The organism is Bradyrhizobium ontarionense (assembly GCF_021088345.1).
Taxonomy (GTDB): domain Bacteria; phylum Pseudomonadota; class Alphaproteobacteria; order Rhizobiales; family Xanthobacteraceae; genus Bradyrhizobium; species Bradyrhizobium ontarionense.
In genome coordinates, this window is record NZ_CP088156.1 from 4,328,737 (window position 1) to 4,346,494 (window position 17,758).

Consider the following 17,758-nt stretch of genomic DNA (forward strand, 5'->3'; position numbering starts at 1 on the left):
GGGAGAGGTGAGCACCGTGTCCGCGACTACACGATCGCGAACAACGCCAGACAATCACGATTTCACCGGCGCAGGAGGCCCGTAAGCATCGCTCTGCGATGTCGGCACCGTTTTCTCCCGATCGCCAGCCAGCACGCGCTGCACCGAGACGAAGAACACCGGCACCATCAGCAGCGCCAGGATCACCACCGCGATCATGCCGCCCATCACGTTGGTGCCGAGCGCTTGCTGGCTGGCGCCGCCGGCGCCGGTGGCGATCGACATCGGCAGCACGCCGCAGACGAAGGCGAGGCCGGTCATGATGATCGGCCGGAAGCGCAGCGAGCAGGCCTCGATCGTCGCCTCGACCAGCGGCTTGCCGTGGGCGCGCAGGTCCTTGGCGAACTCGATGATCAGGATAGCGTCCTTGGCGGCGAGGCCGATGATGGTGATCAGCGCGACCGTGAAGTAGACGTCGTTCGAGAGCCCGCGCAGGTTGGCCGCGACCACCGCACCGAGGATGCCGAGCGGCACCGTCAGCAGCACCGCGAGCGGAATGGTCCAGCTCTCATAGAGCGCGGCCAGGCACAGGAACACGACCAGCGCCGACAGCCCGAGCAGCAGCGGCGCCTGCGAGCCCGACAGCTTCTCCTGCAGCGACTGGCCGGTCCACTCATAGCCGAAGCCGCGCGGCAGCTTGCCGGCAAGGCGCTCCATCTCCTTGAGCGCGTCGCCCGACGTAAAGCCCGGCCTGGCCTCGCCGGAGATGCGGATCGCCGGATAGTAGTTGAAGCCGGCGATCTGGCTCGGCCCCTTGGCCCACTGGATCGTCGCGAACGACGAGAACGGCACCAGCTGGCCCCTGGTGTTCTTGACGCTGTAGTTCAGGATATCGTCCGCGTTCATGCGGCTGAGGCGGTCGGCCTGCACGACGACGCGCTGCATGCGGCCGCGGTTCGGGAAGTCGTTGACGTAGGTGGAGCCGAGATTGGTCGAGATGGTGTTGTTGATGTCCTCGAAGGTGACGCCGAAGGCGCCCGCCTTTTCGCGATCGATCATCAGGTTGACCTGCGGTCCGGGCGGCAGGCCTTCGACATAGACCTTCTGCAGCACCGGGCTCGCATTGGCCTCCGCGATCAGCTGGTCGGCGGCCGCGGTGAGCGCGGCATAGCCCTTCTGGCCGCGGTCCTGCAGCCGGAAGCTGAAGCCGGAGGAATTGCCGAGATTGTCGATCGGCGGCGGCTGCAGCGCGGTGATCTTGGCATCGCGCAAGCCGGCGAGATCGCGGTTGACATCGGCGACGAGCGCCGCCGCGCTGTCCTTCTTGCCGCGCTCCGACCAGTCCTTGAGCGAGATGAACGCCTGCGCCGTGTTCACGCCCTGCCCGGCATAGCTGAAGCCGGTGAGGAAGGTGACGTTGTCGATGCCCTCGCGCCTGGCGAGATACTTTTCGACCGCCTCGACGGCCGCCTGCGTCCGCGCATAGGACGAATCGGCCGGCGTCTGTACGTCGGTGGTGATGAAGCCCTGGTCGTCGACCGGCAGGAAGCCGCCGGGCAGACGGATGAAGGCGAAGCTGAGCCCGACCAGGAAGATCGCGTAGATCAGCATCAGACGCCCGGTGCGCTTCAGCGCGCCGCCGACCACGCCGGTGTAGCGGTTGCGACTGCCATCCATGAAGCGGTTGAACCAGCCGAACACGCCTGTCTTCGCATGGCCGTGACCGGCCTCGACCGGCTTCAGCAAGGTCGCGCACAAGGCCGGAGTCAGCGACAGCGCCAGCAGCGCCGAGAAGCCGATGGCCGCCACCATCGTCACCGAGAACTGGCGGTAGATGATGCCGACCGAGCCGGGGAAGAACGCCATCGGCACGAACACCGCCATCAGCACCAGGGTGATGCCGATGATGGCGCCGGTGATCTGGCTCATCGCCTTGCGCGTCGCCTGCTTGGGCGACAGTCCCTCCTCCGCCATGATGCGCTCGACGTTCTCGACCACGACGATGGCGTCGTCGACGAGGATGCCGACCGCGAGCACCATGCCGAACATCGTCAGCATGTTGATGGAGTAGCCGACCAGCATCAGGGTCGCGCAGGTGCCGAGCAGCGCCACCGGAACGACAATGGTGGGAATGATCGTGTAGCGGATGTTCTGCAGGAACAGGAACATCACCACGAACACCAGCACGACGGCCTCGACCAGGGTCATCAGCACCCGCTTGATCGACGCCTTCACCACCGGCGTGATGTCGTAGGGAATGTCATAGGTGATGTTGGCAGGGAAGAACCGTGACAGCTCCTTCATCTTGGCGTCGACCGCGCCAGCCGTCGCCAGCGCGTTGCCGGTCGGCGACAGCAGCACCGACAGGCCGGCGGTCGGCTTGCCGTTGAGACGGGTATTGAACTGATAGCTCAGGCCGCCGATCTCGATGCGGGCGACGTCGTGCAGCCGCACCGTCGAGCCGTCGGCATTGGCGCGCAGGATGATCGAGCCGAACTCGTCGGGCGAATCGAGCTGGCCCTTGACGAGCACCAGCGCCGAGGTGCGCTGCGCAGTCGTCGCGGGCTCGGCGCCGATGCTGCCCGAGGCGACCTGCGCGTTCTGCGCACCGATCGCCTTGGTGACGTCGTCGGCGGTCAGCCCGTAGCCGATCAGCTTGGCGGGATCGAGCCAGACGCGCAGCGAGCGCTCGGTCGAATACAGCGTGGCCCGGCCGACGCCGGGAATGCGCCGGATCTCGCCCAGGATGTTGCGGATCATGAAATCGCCGAGGCCGATCTCGTCGAGCCGGCCGTCGGTGGATTGCAGCGTGATGATCTGCAGCACCGCGGCGGAGGCTTCCTCGACCAGGATGCCCTGCTGCATCACCGCGCGCGGCAGCCGCGCCTCGACGCGCTTGAGGCGGTTCTGCACCTCGACCGAGGCGTCGTTGGTCGACGTGCCCGGCACGAAGTTCGCCGTGATCTCGACCTGTCCCAGCGAGTCGCTGGTCGATTCGAAATTGAGAATGCCGGAGGCGCCGTTGAGCTCCTCCTCGATCAGCCGCGTGACGCTGTTGTAGAGATTTTCCGGAGACGCGCCGGGATAGCTGGTCGAGATCGAGATCGAGGGCGGCGCGATGATCGGATATTGCGCCACCGCCAGCAGCGGAATCGAGATCGCGCCCAGGAGACAAATGAACAGCGCGACGACCCAGGCGAAGATCGGCCTGTCGATGAAGAAGCTCGGCATCGGGCTGACCGTTATTTCGAAGGCACTGGAAGCTGGCTCGCCGCGCTGACCTCGGTCCAGGCCTGCGGCACGACCTTGTCGCCGGCGGCGAATTTCTGGAAGCCATCGACGACGACCTTGTCGCCGGCCCGCAGGCCGTCGGTGATCAGCACGACGCCGTCCTGGATCGGGCCGGTGCGGATCGGCTGCGCAATCGCGCGATTGTCATCGCGGATGATGAAGACCTCGGCGCCGCCGGCGGCGTTGCGCTGCACGGCCTGCTGCGGCACCGCGACCGAATCGCTGTCGATGCCCTGCTCGATGCGGACCCGCACATACATGCCCGGCAACAGCTCGCGCTTCGGGTTGGCGAACTCGCCGCGCAAGGTAACCTGGCCGGTGGCGGCATCCACCTTGGCGTCGGAGAACAGCAGCTTGCCGGGCAGGGAATAAGGCGTGCCGTCGTCGAGCACGAGCCGGACCTTGATCGCGTCGGACGCGATCTGGTCGAGGTCGCCGGATTCGAACGCCCGGCGCAATCGGTTGAGCTCGCTGACCGACTGGGTGAAATCCGCATAGATCGGATCGAGCTGCTGGATCGTCACCAGGCTGGTCTCGTTCTGGACCGCGATGGCGCCCTCGCTGACCTGGGCGGCGCCGACGATGCCGTCGATCGGCGCCCGCACGGTGGCGTAGTCGAGGTTGAGCTGGGCGCGCGCGATCTCGGCCTTGCGGGCCTCGATATCGGCTGCGGCCTCGCGCTCGGTCGCGATCGCCTTCTCGTGCTCGACCTCGGGCGCGGCGCGCTCCTTGAACAGCGTGGCGATGCGGCGGGCCTGCTGCACGGCGCGCTCATGCACCGCCTCGGCCTTGGCCAGCGCCGCCCTGCTCGACAGGATCTCCACCTCGAACGGCTTCGGATCGATGCGGTAGAGCGGATCGCCCGCCTTCACCTCGCTGCCCTGGCGGAATGTGCGCTCGACCACGATGCCCGAGACGCGTGGCCGCACGTCGGAGACGCGGGTCGGCGCGATGCGGCCCGGAAGCTCGCGAATGATGGCCCGCGCCTTCTGCTCGACAGTGACGATCCCGACGTCGGGAATGACGACCTGCTCATTGGCGGAGGCCTGAGCCTGGGTCGCCTCATTGCAGCCGGCCAGCAGCGGCGCGGCGGCTGCGAGCATCAATGCACTGCCGACCAGCGACGCGCGAAAACGAGTCATGGGTGGTGGAGCCCCCTCAATTGCGATGAAAAACGGCCGACCAGATGTCCTGGTCATGGCGCCATTCTGGCGCCGAACGTTGCCTGCAACATAGAAAGGTGGTGCTGCGACGCAACGCGGAGGCCGGGCGGCTTGATGTCACATCAACTACTTGCTTGATCGAACGCGCCTTTTGACGACTCACTCAATTGTGAGCGCTTTGTGGCAAGCAGGTTCCGAGCGGTTCCAGGCAGCGAAGTCCGAATCCCGCAACGGCTCCCGCGGCATCCTGCCGCGTCCGGCCATGAGTTAACCGGGCGCGGGCGGCCGCGACGGACGCCCCTATTCGCGGCCTTCATCATGACGAAACCAACACGGCGGCGTTCACGCAGCCGTTCCGTTGTGAGGCGGCAGTGGAAAGAACGCGCTGGTGCGCGCCTGATAGGCCCGATAGCGCTCGCCGCGCGAGCGCAGCATCTGCTGCTCCAGTGGAGGGATGCCGGTGACGTGCACCAGGAACCAGTACATCAGCACCGGCGCAAGCAGGCTCGCGAGGCCCCATGGGTTGTCGAACGACAGCGCGATGACAGGGTAGGACAGCCAGCACACCCACTCGAAGAAGTAGTTGGGATGGCGCGACCAGCGCCACAGGCCGACGTCACAGACCTTGCCCTTGTTGGCGGGATCAGCGCGGAAGGCCTTCAGCTGGGCGTCGGCGAGCGCCTCGCCCGCGATGCCGGCGAGCAGAACCAGGATGCCGAGATAGTCCTGCAGACGCAAGCCGATGGCCGGCGCATGGGCCGCGACGAACATCGCAAACAACAGCGGGCTCGAGCCCCAGGCCTGCTGCTGTAGAAACAAGAACATGCGCCGTGGCGCGGCGGCGCCCCATTGCCGTGCGTATTCGGCGTAGCGGGGATCGTCGGCGACGCCGCGGCTCCGCACTGCCACATGGCTGCCCAACCGCAGCGACCAGGTCGCCACCAGCACCGCAACCAGCCATTGCCGCGCGTTGGGCGCCGCGCCGCCTGCCGGCCAGATCGCGCCGAGGGTGCCGACCAGGCCGATGGAAAATGTCCAGATCGTGTCGACCCAGCCGGAATTTCCGGTGCGCTGCTGCACGACCCAGGCGGCCGCCATGAGCAGGGAGAGCGCCAGCGCCATTGCGAGCAGGGCTTGCAGATATTCAACGATGGTCATGACAAAGCCCGGGCGTTCCCGCTAGATATGAGCCACGGAACTAACTACGCCGCGGATATCCGCCGGTTTCAGCCATGTTCCGCGCAGAGGACGGGGATTGCGCCGATCGCGGCTTTTCTCCTGCCGCTGCTGTGCCATAGTGGATTTTCGAGACCGGTCCCCGCAACGGATGTCATCGACAATGGCTCAAGGCTCCCCTACCCGCTCCGCGATGGACGTCGAGATGACCAAGCTGTCCTCGCCCCGGATATTCCTGGTGCGGATGCTGGTCTTCCTGGTGCTGTGCGCCCTGGTCGGCGTCGTGCTCTACAAACAGATCATCCTGGCCTTCTTCGCCAACCCCGGCCTCAACGCCCTGATCGGGGCGGTGCTGCTGATCGGTGTCGTTCTGGCGTTCCGCCAGGTCATTCGGCTCTATCCGGAAGTCTCGTGGGTCAACAATTTCCGTATCGCCGATCCCGGCCTGGCGGTGCCCCGCCATCCGATCCTGCTCGCCCCCATGGCCGCGATCCTCGGCCGCGAGCGCACCGGGCGGATGTCGATCTCGCAGCAGACCATGCGTCATTTGCTCGATTCGATCGCCACCCGGCTCGACGAGGCCCGCGACATTTCCCGCTACATGACGGGCCTGCTCGTGTTCCTCGGCCTGCTCGGCACCTTCTGGGGCCTGATCGAGACCGTCGGCTCGGTCGGCAAGGTCATCGATGGGCTGAAGGTCGGCGGCGATGCCGGTGCGCTGTTCGACACGCTGAAGGGAGGCCTCGCCGCCCCGCTCAGCGGCATGGGCATCTCGTTCTCGTCGTCGCTGTTCGGCCTTGCGGGCTCGCTGATCCTGGGTTTCCTCGACCTGCAGTCGAGCCAGGCCCAGAATCGATTCTACACCGATCTCGAGGATTGGCTCGCTGGCACGGTGCGTGAATTTGGCGGCAGCGGCGACGGCGCGGGCGGAGACATCGCGATCGCCGTCGAACGGCTGCGGACGGCCATGGAGGAAGGGTCGGGCCGGGGCGCGACCGCGGCGATGGCGAACCTTGCCGAGGCCATCCAGGGGCTGGTTGCACACATGCGCACCGAGCAGCAGATGATCCGCGAATGGGCCGACGGCCAGGGCGAGCAGAACCGCGAGATCAAACGTCTCCTGGAGCGGCTCGCGCGGCAGACGGAGAAGAGTTGAGCAGCGTGATCGCGGCTTGACCAGATGGATTGGCTTGGGCACCGGAGGTCGTCGCCGTTGACGGCTACCGTGCTGAATGCTCTCGCCACAGTGGCGGTGCACCCTCTCCCACAAGGGGAGAGGGTGGCGGGCATGAGCGCAGCGATATGCACGCCGGGTGAGGGGTCTGCATCCGCGGAGACAGACCCCTCACCCGGCATGATCGAGCTTCGCTCGACCATGCCACCCTCTCCCACATCGCGACGATCGCTTCGCGATCGCGCTGGGGGAGAGGGTGCACCGAGTTCGCAGATCCGCCATCGGTTCTATCGGGAATCGTTAGACGATGTCTCAGGCCGATAGCTACTTGAGGAGAAGCTGAATGGCGCTTGCCCGTACCCGCCGCGGAGATTCAGGCCTCAACTACTGGCCCGGCTTTGTCGACGCGCTGTCGACGCTGGTGCTGTCGATCGTGTTCCTGCTGACCGTATTCCTGGTGGTGCAGTTCTTCCTGTCGCAGGAGGTCACCGGCAAGGACAAGGCGCTGGAGCAATTGAACGCCAAGATCGCGCAGCTCAACGAGATGCTGTCGCTGGAGAAGCTCAGCAAGCTCACGCTGGATGACCAGATCGGACAATTGCGCGCGGGACTGGCCTCGGCCGAGTCCGAGCGCGACCGCGTCAAGGGCCTCTATGACGGGCTGGCCAATGCCGGCAGCAACGCGGCGGGCCGCGCCAACGAGCTCAACCGGGCGCTCGACTCGGAGAAGCAGGTCACGTCGCGGGCGCTGGCCCAGATCGAGGTGCTGAACCAGCAGATCAGCGCGCTGCGCCGCCAGCTCGCCGCGCTCGAGGACGCGCTCGACGCCTCGGAGAAGCGCGACAAGGAATCACAGAGCCGGATCGCCGATCTCGGCTCGCGCCTCAACGTCGCGCTGGCGCAGCGGGTGCAGGAGCTGACGCGCTACCGCTCCGAATTCTTCGGCCGGCTGCGTGCGATCCTCGGCAATCGTCCCGACATCCGCGTCGTCGGCGACCGCTTCGTGTTCCAGTCGGAGGTGTTCTTCGACACCGGACAGGCGACCCTGCTCCCCGAAGGCCAGCAGGAGCTGAACTCGGTGGCGACGGCCCTGGTCGATCTCGACAAGCAGATTCCAGCCGAGATCTCCTGGGTGCTCCGGGTCGACGGCCACACCGATGTCCGTCCGATCAACAGCCCGGTGTTCAAGTCGAACTGGGAATTGTCGTCGGCGCGCGCGATCTCGGTGGTGCAATATCTGATCTCGCTCGGCGTGCCGGCGCAACGCCTGGTCGCAGCCGGCTTCGCCGAATTCCAGCCGCTCGATGCCGCCAACACCGACGAGGCCTTCCGCCGCAACCGCCGCATCGAGCTCAAGCTGACCGAGCGGTGACCTCAACGTTCACCCTGCGTCCCTATCGGGAAGCGGACGAGGACGCCGCGATCGCGCAGTGGCAGCAGACGTGGCAGCTGGCCTATCCGACCATCGATTTCGCCGCCCGCGTGCCGTGGTGGCGCGAGCGCTGGCGGAGCGAACTGGTGCCGCACGCGGAGGTGATCGTGGCCGAGGCGGACGGTGCGCTCGCGGGCTTCGTCACCATCGATGCCACGGGCTATCTCGATCAGCTCGTGGTCGCGCCCGCGCGTTGGGGCTCGCCGCTCGCGACGCTGCTGGTCGACGCCGCCAAGCAGCGATCGCCCCGCGGCATCACGCTGCTGGTGAATAAGGACAATGCCCGCGCGATAAGTTTCTACCGTCGCAGCGGCTTCGTCGACGCCGGCGAGGACGTCAACCCGACCTCCGGCCGGCCGGTGCTGCGCATGGTATGGACGCCGGCTGCACACCGTGAGCCAGACTGAAACGACAGTTGCTCCGGCTTGCGTCCGAACGGCCGTACTGATTGAAGCATTTGTTTGTTAGATGCGAGCTGCTACCGCTACGGCGGCTTGCTCCCTCGCCCCGTTCTTACGGGGTCGCGACGAGCTTCGCTCGCGCTGACAGGGTTGGGGTGAGGGGCAGACACACGGGAAGTGTCAGTCGAGAGACCTGTACCCCCTCACCCGGATTGCATCTGGCGATGCAATCCGACCTCTCCCCGCAAGCGGGGAGAGGTGAAGACCGAGCCAGCCGTACCTTCTATCATCATTGTCTACACGCCGCGAAACAGCACGCCGATCGTCAGCACCACGAAAGCAATCGCAAGCGCGTCGAACGCGTGCGCGGTCGACAGGAGCGGTATCGAAGCATGCGCGTAATGCGCGAGCATCGCGACCAGGGCGAGCACAAGCGCAATGGCGAAGATGACAAACGAGGGAGGCGTGAGGGCAAAACTGCCGCGACGATAGGGCATGTCCGTTGCTCCTGTGAGGATCAGGCGCGCGCCCGCAGGCGGCGCGCCATCTGTTCCGGCAGGGAAACGTACAAGGCCCGAGAAAGGTTGCAGCGTCGGGAACAAGAAATCGAGGTGTTGCCGATCGCCCACTCTGTTGCAGGAACTACACGCCCTCGAACTGCAGCCGCGCCAGGCGCGCATAGAGCCCGTTGGCTGCAACCAGAGACGAGTGGGTGCCCTGCTCGACGATGCTGCCGCGGTCCATGACCAGGATGCGGTCGCACGACAGCACGGTCGCCAGTCGGTGTGCGATCACCAGCGTCGTGCGGTTCTTCATCAAACCTTCGAGCGCGGTCTGCACCAGCGTCTCGCTCTCGGCATCAAGGGCAGAGGTTGCCTCGTCGAGCAGCAGCAACGGCGCGTCACGCAGGATGGCGCGCGCGATCGCGATGCGCTGACGTTGGCCGCCCGACAGCGTGACGCCGCGTTCGCCGAGCGGCGCATCGAAGCCTTCCGGCAGACGACGGATGAATTCGCTGGCATGGGCGAGATCAGCCGCGCGCTCGACCTCGGCGTCGGTTGCCGCGGGCCGTCCGAATCGGATGTTCTCGCGCGCACTCGCCGCGAACACGACCGATTCCTGCGGCACCAGCGCCATGCGCTCCCGTACCTTGCGCGGGTCGGCGGCACGCACGGCGACGCCATCCAGCGTGATCGTGCCCGATGCCGGATCGTAGAACCGGAGCAGCAGGTGGAACAGCGTGCTCTTGCCGGCGCCGGAGGGACCGACGATTGCGACCTTCTCGCCCGCCCGGATCGTGAACGACACGTCGTTGAGGACGCGGACATCAGGACGGCCCGGATAGGCAAAGCTGACATGGTCGAAGCCGATGTCGCCGCATGCCGGCTCCGGCAGCGCCCGCGGCAGGGCAGGCGCCGTGATCTGCGGCTCCACATGCAGCAGTTCGAACAGCCGTTCCGCCGCGCCCGACGCCGCCGACACCTCGCCCCACACCTCCGACAGCTGGCCGAGACCCGCGGCCGCGAAAGCCGCATAGAGCACGAACTGGCCGAGCCGGCCGGCGCTGATGCTGCCGGTCAGCACGTCATGCGAACCGACCCAGAGGATCGCGACCACGCTCGAGAACACGATGAAGATGATGATCGCCGTGAGCACGCCGCGGGCCTGGGTCGACACCCGCGCCGCCTGATAGGCCTGCTCGACCTCGCCGCCGAAACGCGCGGCCGCGAGCTGCTCGCTGGTATAGGCCTGCACGGTCCTGATCGCGCCGACCAGCTCGGATGCATAGGCGGAAGCGTCGGCCAACGTATCCTGGGCGTTGCGCGACAGACGGCGGACCCAGCGCCCGAACGCGACCAGCGGCAGCACGATCAGCGGGATCGCCAGCAGCACGAAGCCGGACAGCTTCGGGCTCGTGAACACCATCATGGCGGTGGCGCCGAGAAACAGCAGCAGGTTGCGCAGTGCGATCGACACCGAGGCGCCCGCCGCAGCCTTGATCTGGGTGGTGTCGGCGGTCAGCCGCGACACCAGCTCGCCCGAGCGCGCGGAATCGAAGAAGGACGGCGACAGCGACATCAGATGCGCGAACACGTCGTGGCGTAGGTCGGCGACGATGCGCTCGCCGATCGTCATGACCAGGTAGTAGCGGGCGGCGCTCGCCAGCGCGAGCACGGCCACCACCGCGATCATGACACTGAAATAGCTGTTGATCAGCTCGATGCCCTTCGGCGTGAAGCCGAAATCGATCATGCGCCGGACCGCGATCGGCACCAGCAGCGTCGTCAGGGCGGCAACCGTGAGCGAGATGAGGGCCAGGAAGGCGCGACCGCGATAGCGGGCGACGTAGGGCGCAAGTGCGAGCAGCGGACGCAGCCGCGCGCGCCGGACCGGGGCCGCCGGTTCGGTCAGGGCTTCGACCGCAGCAGCGGCATCCTCGACCGGATCCTGCCCGAGAGGGGGAGCGCTCTGCCGCTCGTCAAGCCGTTCCACTGCACTCATGGGCCACCTGAGAATTCTTTTAATGTACCGCCCTGATAGGCCTGCCCGACGGGACTTGGCAAATCCGGAAACATACCAAGGTGCTCGCGCGCGACCTTGGCTTGTTTTGGGCGGGACCTTGGGATATAGAGCCCGCCAATTGTCCCCCTTCAATGACGACAGGATCAGGCGCGACGGCGCCGCGTCATGTCTTCGCATCGTGCCTTAGGATCCGCCATGAAAGCCGACATTCACCCGAATTATCATACGATTACGGTCGTGATGACCGACGGCACCGAGTACCAGACCCGCTCGACCTGGGGCAAAGAGGGCGACAAGCTCAACCTCGACATCGATCCCAAGTCGCACCCGGCCTGGACCGGCGGCAGCCAGCAGCTGCTCGATCGCGGCGGCCGCGTGTCGCGCTTCCAGAAGAAATTCCAGGGCTTCCTCAAGAAGGATTGATGCCCTTTGGACCTTCGGCGCGGGCCTTGGCGCCCGCCGCCGTGGTTGCTCACAGCAAAACGCCCCCGGAAACGGGGGCGTTTTTGTCTATCGGCTCGTCTGTCTATCCGCTGGTGTCTATCCGCTGGGCGGCAGAGCCGGGCGTAGCGGCCCGGCCGGCGCAGCCCGGCCGACAGCCGAGCCGCCGGGACGCGAAGGCTTTACCGCTCGAAGGCGGCCTTCAGCCGGTTGAGGTGCGGAACCAGGGGATTGCCGATGGCGCTCTGGTCCGGCGGCGGGGAATGGATGGTGGAGTCAAGCCGGCGGACCCGTGCCTGCAGGCTCATCGAGCGCGTGATCAGGTCCTGCAGCTGCTGCGGCAGCTGCTCCAGGAGGTCGTCCGCTCCCGGGTCGGCGGCGGTGAGCTTGACCTTGGTCTTCTCGCGATTGGCCTGGCTCAGGGTCATCTCGCCTTCCTTCACGGCCCGGTGCAGCAGCAGCCAGGAGGCGAGCTGCATCAGGCGCGTCGTCAGCCGCATGCTCTCCGTCGCGTAGGTCAGGCTGACGGCGCGATCGAGCGCCTTGGCCTCGTTGCGGCCGTCGCCGTCGAGATAGGCGGCGGTCTCCTCGACCAGGTCCATGCCTTCCCGGAACAGCGCGCCGAACGCGGCGGAATTGGTGAGCCGCTCATTGAATTGAACAAGAGCCCCATCGCCCAGCAAACGGTCCGACATGGTTAACGCCTCTTATACGCGACTGTTTACGCCAACCCGGCAACCTCGCCGGTATGATGAACAAATCATTGCGCGGGAGCTTTCGAGAGTCCAGCGGCAACGCCTTTTATGGTTTCCACGGCGTGGGGCGCGCGGGCGCCGGTCGTACCGCTCGCACTGCGGGAGCGGTCGTTGGACAACGCAAAAAAGAGCCGCCGTTTCCGGCGGCTTTGAAGTTGATAACAGGGAGGCGTCAAACAGAGTGGACAGGAGCCACTCGGTGTCCAAACGAGGACGGGTCCGGTTGTAAACGCGAAAGCTTAATCAACCGTAAATGGCGAAAATTTTTCAAACTTCGTTAGCCATGTCGGCCACTGGCCGACCGTGTTTCTACGTGCCGCACTGGGTTACGTGCAGCATTTGGTCAGGACTTGAAAATGCTGGCCGCGGCGTCGCGCGAGGCGCGCTTCTTCGCCACCGCCTGCTCGATCCGCTCGATCTCGGCGCGCAGCAGCGCCACCCGGCCGGTCAGCTCCTCGACCGACAGCATCGAGAGATCCTGCCCAATCTCATGCGAAACGGCCCTGCGCGGCCGGTCTTCGTCCATATTTGCCATCGCACCCTCTCCCGGTTGCCAGCCATGCCCCGGCTGGCTTAAGCACGCCCCAGCACCCGCTTCATCTCCCGCTGGAGGATTTCTCATGGAACAGCTGCCCGCGCAAATGACGGTGGTCGCCATCAGCAAGCCCGGCGGACCCGAGGTGCTCAAGCCCGAGACCCGCCCGGTGCCGCAGCCCGGCCCCGGCGAGATCCTGATCCGGGTGAAGGCCGCCGGCGTTAACCGTCCCGACGTCGCCCAGCGCTCCGGCAGCTACCCGCCGCCGCCCGGCGCCAGCGACCTGCCAGGGCTCGAGGTCGCCGGCGAGGTCGTGGCACTCGGCGAGGGCGCCGTCAGGCACAAGCTCGGCGACACCGTGATGTCGCTGGTGGCCGGCGGCGGCTACGCGCAATATTGCATCGCGCAGGATGCCCAGGCCATGGCCGTGCCGCCTGCCCTCTCCATTCTCGAAGCCGGCGCCCTGCCGGAAACCCTGATGACGGTCTGGCACAACGTGTTCGAGCGCGGCGGCCTCAAGGAAGGCGAGACCCTGCTGGTCCATGGCGGCTCCTCCGGCATCGGCACCATGGCGATCCAGCTCGCCAAGGCGTTCGGCGCCAAGGTGCTGGTTACCGTCGGCTCGCAGGACAAGGCGGACGCCTGCCTGAAGCTCGGCGCCGACCGCGCCATCAATTACAAGACCGAGGATTTCGTCGCCGTGGTCAAGGAGGCGACCGGCGGCAAGGGCGCCAACGTCATTCTCGACATGGTCGGCGGCGACTATATCGAGCGTAATTATGACGCGGCGGCTACCGACGGCCGCATCGTCCAGATCGCATTCCTTAGCAGTCCCAAGGCGACCGTCAATTTCGTCAAGCTGATGATCAAGCGCCTCACTCATACCGGCTCGACCCTGCGTCCCCGCAGCAACGCCGACAAGGCGGCGATGGTGGCGGCGATCGAGGCCAAGGTGATGCCGTTCCTGCGTGAGGGTCGCATCAAGCCGCTGATGGATTCGACCTTTCCACTCAGCGGTGCGGCGCACGCCCATGCACGCATGGAGACCAGCCAACATATTGGCAAAATTGTGTTGGAAATCTAGACAACCCCTAAACAGAGAGTGTTTGGAAACTCTTTGATTTTCCTCGCTTTCGTGCCAATGATCGCGCACATCTGAACCGTGCCTGTAACGGCTCCAATTCACTCTGCGAACACGGCTTTCAGTTTGATCTGTTTCGCTTTGATTTGGCGTCGAACGCGGAGATTTGACATTGCGTCTGATCAGGTGCCTGGCGTCCTTGGCGCTGGGCCTCGTGATGTGTGGTGCCGCTGCCCCCGCTCAGGCCGTTGACGCCGTCAGCGTCCGCAGCGACGCGCCTGCCATCGACCTGACCGGCATCCTCGACCATCAGCGCAGCGAGAACGACCGCATCCAGGTCTCCACCGCGCCCGGCACCGACGGCATCGTCCGCCGCATCGAGGTCCGTGCCCGCGAAGGCGGCCAGAACTGGATCGTGTTCGCGCTGGCCAACAACACCGACGACCAGCTCGACCGCCTGATCGTCGCGCCGCATTACCGCGTGGTCGGCTCCGGCGTCTTGTGGCCGGATCTCGGCCTGTCGCGAATCGCCACGATCACGCCCTCGATCGGCGATCTGCCCGAGCGCCAGGAGAGCCCGACCGCCGACGTGTTCCGCGTCACCCTCGATCCCGGCGCGGTCGTCACCTTCGTGGCGGAGCTGCGCACCGACAAGCTGCCGCAGCTCTATCTGTGGGAGCCGGAATCCTACAAGGACAAGGTCAACTCGTTCACGCTGTACCAGGGCATCGTGATCGGCATTTCCGGGCTCCTCGCCCTCGTGCTCACCATCCTGTTCGTGGTCAAGGGCAGCATCATGTTCCCGGCCGCCGCGGCGCTGGCCTGGGCGGTGCTGGTCTATATCGGCGTCGATTTCGGCTTCTGGGGCAAGGTCCTGGACATGTCGAACAATGCCGAGCGGGTGTGGCGCGCCTCCGGCGAGGCGATCCTCGCGGCCACGCTGCTGGTGTTCCTGTTTGCCTATCTCAATCTGTCGCGCTGGCACGTCCGCTATTCGCACATCACGCTGGGCTGGCTGTTCTTCTTGGGATCACTGGTCGCGGTCGCGCTGTTCGATCCCGCGGTCGCCTCCGGCATCGCCCGCATATCGCTGCTCCTGATCGCGGTCGTCGGCTTCGCGCTGATCGTCTATCTCTCCAGCCACGGCTTCGATCGTGCGGTGCTGTTGATCCCGACCTGGTTCCTGCTCACGGTGTGGGTCGGCGCCGCCGGCATGACGGTGGCGGGCCAGGTCACCAACGACATCGTCGGGCCGGCTCTGCTCGGCGGCCTGGTGCTGATCGTGATGCTGATCGGCTTCACGGTGATGCAGCACGCCTTCGCCGGCGGCGGCGCCACCACCGGCATCGTCTCCGACGTCGAGCGTCGGGCGCTGGCGCTGACCGGCTCCGGCGATCTGATCTGGGACTGGGACGTCTCCGCCGACAAGGTGTTCACCAGCCCGGAGACCGAGACCCTGCTGGGCCTCAAGCGCGGTACGCTCGAAGGTCCCGCTGCGAAATGGCTCGAAGTGCTGCATCCGCTCGACCAGGACCGCTTCCGCGCCGCGCTCGACAGCGTGCTCGATCAGCGCCGCGGCCGCCTGGTGCAGGACTTCCGGCTGCGCACGCCCGACGGCCATTTCATGTGGTTCGCGCTGAAGGCGCGGCCCGTGGTCGGCTCCGACGGCGAGGTCTCGCGCGTCGTCGGCACGCTCACCGACGTGACCGAATTCAAGAACGCCGAGGAGCGCCTGCTCCACGATTCCGTGCACGACAACCTGACCGGCCTGCCCAACCGCAAGCTGTTCATCGATCGCCTCGCCGCCGTCGCCAATTTCGCCAAGTCGATGCCGACCATGCGGCCGACCTTGATGGTGATCGATCTCGACCGCTTCAAGCAGGTCAACGATTCCGTCGGCATCGCGGTCGGCGATTCCATCCTTCTCACGTTGGCGCGCCGGCTGTCGCGCATCCTGAAACCCCAGGACACCTTGGCGCGGCTGGCCGGCGATCAGTTCGGCCTGATCCTGCTGTCCGAGCAGGACCCGGCGCGCATCACCGCCTTCGCCGAGACCATCCGCAAGACCGTCCGCGCGCCGATCGCCTTCAACGAGCGCGAGATCTTCCTGACCGCCTCGATCGGGCTCGCGCTGTCCGATCCGCAGGTCCAGCTGTCGGAGGACATCATCAAGGACGCCGAGCTTGCGATGTATCACTCCAAGCGCATCGGCGGCGACCGTATCGACGTCTACAAGCCGGCGATGCGCGCGCGCAAGAACGACCGCCTCACCTTGGAGAGCGAGCTGCGCCGCTCGATCGAGCGCCAGGAGATCACGATCCTGTACCAGCCGATCGTGCGGCTGGAGGATCGCTCGATCGCGGGCTTCGAGGCCTTGGCGCGCTGGGATCATCCAAAACTCGGACGGATGTCGCCGATCGAGTTCATCACCATCGCCGAGGAGATCGGCCTGATCGTCGATCTCGGCACCTTCGTGCTCGACCAGACCGCGCGGCAGCTCGCGGTATGGCAGCGCGCGATGCGCTCGCGCGAGCCGATCTTCGCCAGCGTCAACGTCTCCTCGCGCCAGCTCTTGCGCCACGATCTCATCCACGACATCCGCTCGGTGCTGGCGCGCTCCTCGGTCGCGCGCGGCTCGCTCAAGATCGAGCTCACGGAATCGCTGGTGATGGAAAACCCCGAGCATGCCGCGCAGATGCTGACCCGCATCCGCGAGCTCGGCGTCGGCCTGTCGATCGACGATTTCGGCACCGGCCACTCCTCGCTCGCTTATCTGCAGCGCTTCCCGTTCGACACGCTCAAGATCGACCAGTCGTTCGTGCGCACCACCGCGCGCGGCACCCGCCCGGTGATCCTCAAATCGATCATCGCGCTGGCGCACGATCTCGGCATGGACGTGGTGGCGGAAGGCGCGGAGTCGGACTCCGATGCCGTCGAGCTTTATCAGCTCGGCTGCGAATACGCGCAAGGTTATGCTTTCGGCGAGCCGATGGACGCCGACGCCGCGATGCGGCTGCTGACGGAAGAGCGGCTGGAAGCCGCGAGCTGAGACGGCCGCTCCCGTGATCCGATCTGCAGGAAACGAGCGCGCCCAGCCGCGCCAAGCGGGTGCGGCGAACGATACTCAGCTCAAAGATGCATCTTTTATTTTAGATAGCTTGAGGTAGAATATTACGCCATTGCGGTTCGACCTGATATGGGAGTGATGCTGATGGGCGCCTGGACGAACGCGGCATTGGGCATCGCCTTCCCGATCATAGTCGTGACATCGTCCGTTGGTGACATCGTCTTCGCTGCTGAGCCGCAGACCTCGGCGAGCACGGCCGACGAACAGCAGTTGTTCTTTTATTTCCCTAGGTCGACACGATTCGACCGCCGCGAGGTTCTCAACTGCGGCGATGGCAGGACGCTGTTCGACCGAGACGGGATGTGGGGAATCCGCGACGCCGACGGCCACGACATCATCGCGCCGCGCTATCGCGCACTCGACTGCTTCAGAGGCGGCACTGTCTGGGCTGCCATGGACGAACGGCGTCAATGGTGCAAGTTGGCCGCTGACGGAACGCTACAAGATCCCTCTTCATGCAGCAGCTACTACTCGCCTGTGAATTGGACGCACATGCGTCAGCAGGAGCTGGACAAGGACCTCTACGAAAGCAGCGTGCTATGGGCTCGCGCCCGGCTCGAATTTGGCGCTGGTAAACGTGATCGCCCACCGCTTTTCGTGGGCGATACTTTCGGCACCACCTTCTAAGGACCCGTCGACAAGAGCGCCGCTTCATGGATTGTCCGACGGACAGCGCATGC

The 17,758-nt window shown here is 65.8% G+C and carries 14 protein-coding genes; 7 read left to right on the top strand and 7 right to left on the bottom strand.

Annotated elements, in window-relative coordinates; translation table 11 throughout:
- Positions 1–54: 54 nt before the first annotated feature.
- The 3 genes from LQG66_RS19225 to LQG66_RS19235 form a co-directional block, all read right to left on the bottom strand.
- Entirely contained in the window at positions 55–3,210 is a 3,156-nt protein-coding gene (locus tag LQG66_RS19225; RefSeq protein WP_231317259.1) for a multidrug efflux RND transporter permease subunit, read from the bottom strand.
- An 11-nt stretch (positions 3,211–3,221) separates the two neighbouring features.
- Positions 3,222–4,412: an efflux RND transporter periplasmic adaptor subunit gene (locus tag LQG66_RS19230; RefSeq protein ID WP_231317260.1), complete on the bottom strand. Its 1,191-nt coding sequence runs from the start codon at positions 4,410–4,412 to the stop codon at positions 3,222–3,224.
- 363 nt (positions 4,413–4,775) lie between these two features.
- Positions 4,776–5,591: a DUF1295 domain-containing protein gene (locus LQG66_RS19235; RefSeq protein ID WP_231317261.1), complete on the bottom strand. Its 816-nt coding sequence runs from the start codon at positions 5,589–5,591 to the stop codon at positions 4,776–4,778.
- A 181-nt stretch (positions 5,592–5,772) separates the two neighbouring features.
- Here LQG66_RS19235 and LQG66_RS19240 point away from each other — a divergent pair, with 181 nt between their 5' ends.
- The 3 genes from LQG66_RS19240 to LQG66_RS19250 all read left to right on the top strand — a co-directional run bounded on the left by LQG66_RS19240 (position 5,773) and on the right by LQG66_RS19250 (position 8,622).
- Entirely contained in the window at positions 5,773–6,765 is a 993-nt protein-coding gene (locus tag LQG66_RS19240; RefSeq protein WP_231317262.1) for a MotA/TolQ/ExbB proton channel family protein, read from the top strand.
- A gap of 361 nt (positions 6,766–7,126) precedes the next feature.
- The gene (locus LQG66_RS19245; RefSeq protein ID WP_231317263.1) at positions 7,127–8,155 is read left to right on the top strand and encodes a peptidoglycan -binding protein; all 1,029 of its coding nucleotides are present in this window, start codon (positions 7,127–7,129) and stop codon (positions 8,153–8,155) included.
- Positions 8,152–8,622, top strand: a complete 471-nt coding sequence (locus LQG66_RS19250) for a GNAT family N-acetyltransferase (protein WP_231317264.1) — start codon at positions 8,152–8,154, stop codon at positions 8,620–8,622. The genes LQG66_RS19245 and LQG66_RS19250 overlap by 4 nt, the downstream gene beginning before the upstream one ends.
- Positions 8,623–8,912: 290 nt before the next feature.
- Here LQG66_RS19250 and LQG66_RS19255 read toward each other — a convergent pair whose 3' ends face one another.
- Positions 8,913–9,218, bottom strand: a complete 306-nt coding sequence (locus LQG66_RS19255; protein ID WP_231317265.1) for a hypothetical protein — start codon at positions 9,216–9,218, stop codon at positions 8,913–8,915.
- Positions 9,219–9,258: 40 nt separating this feature from the next.
- The gene (locus LQG66_RS19260) at positions 9,259–11,118 is read right to left on the bottom strand and encodes an ABC transporter ATP-binding protein/permease (protein WP_231317266.1); all 1,860 of its coding nucleotides are present in this window, start codon (positions 11,116–11,118) and stop codon (positions 9,259–9,261) included.
- Between the two features lie 216 nt (positions 11,119–11,334).
- On the opposite strand from LQG66_RS19260, the gene rpmE reads away from it, so the two are divergent.
- The gene (gene rpmE / locus LQG66_RS19265; RefSeq protein WP_231317267.1) at positions 11,335–11,562 is read left to right on the top strand and encodes a 50S ribosomal protein L31; all 228 of its coding nucleotides are present in this window, start codon (positions 11,335–11,337) and stop codon (positions 11,560–11,562) included.
- 200 nt (positions 11,563–11,762) lie between these two features.
- Here rpmE and rcdA read toward each other — a convergent pair whose 3' ends face one another.
- Positions 11,763–12,275: a protease adaptor protein RcdA gene (gene rcdA, locus LQG66_RS19270; RefSeq protein ID WP_231317268.1), complete on the bottom strand. Its 513-nt coding sequence runs from the start codon at positions 12,273–12,275 to the stop codon at positions 11,763–11,765.
- A gap of 403 nt (positions 12,276–12,678) precedes the next feature.
- The gene (locus LQG66_RS19275) at positions 12,679–12,870 is read right to left on the bottom strand and encodes a DUF1192 domain-containing protein (RefSeq protein WP_231317269.1); all 192 of its coding nucleotides are present in this window, start codon (positions 12,868–12,870) and stop codon (positions 12,679–12,681) included.
- Positions 12,871–12,955: 85 nt separating this feature from the next.
- On the opposite strand from LQG66_RS19275, the gene LQG66_RS19280 reads away from it, so the two are divergent.
- The 3 genes from LQG66_RS19280 (at position 12,956) to LQG66_RS19290 (ending at position 17,705) form a co-directional block, all read left to right on the top strand.
- A complete protein-coding gene (locus LQG66_RS19280; protein WP_231317270.1) occupies positions 12,956–13,954 on the top strand; it encodes an NAD(P)H-quinone oxidoreductase in 999 nt (332 codons plus the stop codon).
- Between the two features lie 169 nt (positions 13,955–14,123).
- Entirely contained in the window at positions 14,124–17,000 is a 2,877-nt protein-coding gene (locus tag LQG66_RS19285; RefSeq protein WP_231317271.1) for an EAL domain-containing protein, read from the top strand.
- Between the two features lie 162 nt (positions 17,001–17,162).
- Positions 17,163–17,705 (top strand): hypothetical protein, encoded by a 543-nt coding sequence (locus tag LQG66_RS19290; RefSeq protein ID WP_231317272.1) that lies wholly within the window; start codon positions 17,163–17,165, stop codon positions 17,703–17,705.
- Positions 17,706–17,758 lie beyond the last annotated feature (53 nt).

Excerpts from the sequence above, each read along its gene's own strand:
- LQG66_RS19225 (WP_231317259.1), bottom strand. The coding sequence starts at position 3,210 with ATGCCGAGCTTCTTCATCGACAGGCCGATCTTCGCCTGGGTCGTCGCG.
- LQG66_RS19230 (WP_231317260.1), bottom strand. The coding sequence starts at position 4,412 with ATGACTCGTTTTCGCGCGTCGCTGGTCGGCAGTGCATTGATGCTCGCA.
- LQG66_RS19235 (WP_231317261.1), bottom strand. The coding sequence starts at position 5,591 with ATGACCATCGTTGAATATCTGCAAGCCCTGCTCGCAATGGCGCTGGCG.
- LQG66_RS19240 (WP_231317262.1), top strand. The coding sequence starts at position 5,773 with ATGGCTCAAGGCTCCCCTACCCGCTCCGCGATGGACGTCGAGATGACC.
- LQG66_RS19245 (WP_231317263.1), top strand. The coding sequence starts at position 7,127 with ATGGCGCTTGCCCGTACCCGCCGCGGAGATTCAGGCCTCAACTACTGG.
- LQG66_RS19260 (WP_231317266.1), bottom strand. The coding sequence starts at position 11,118 with ATGAGTGCAGTGGAACGGCTTGACGAGCGGCAGAGCGCTCCCCCTCTC.
- rpmE (WP_231317267.1), top strand. The coding sequence starts at position 11,335 with ATGAAAGCCGACATTCACCCGAATTATCATACGATTACGGTCGTGATG.
- rcdA (WP_231317268.1), bottom strand. The coding sequence starts at position 12,275 with ATGTCGGACCGTTTGCTGGGCGATGGGGCTCTTGTTCAATTCAATGAG.
- LQG66_RS19275 (WP_231317269.1), bottom strand. The coding sequence starts at position 12,870 with ATGGCAAATATGGACGAAGACCGGCCGCGCAGGGCCGTTTCGCATGAG.
- LQG66_RS19280 (WP_231317270.1), top strand. The coding sequence starts at position 12,956 with ATGGAACAGCTGCCCGCGCAAATGACGGTGGTCGCCATCAGCAAGCCC.
- LQG66_RS19290 (WP_231317272.1), top strand. The coding sequence starts at position 17,163 with ATGGGCGCCTGGACGAACGCGGCATTGGGCATCGCCTTCCCGATCATA.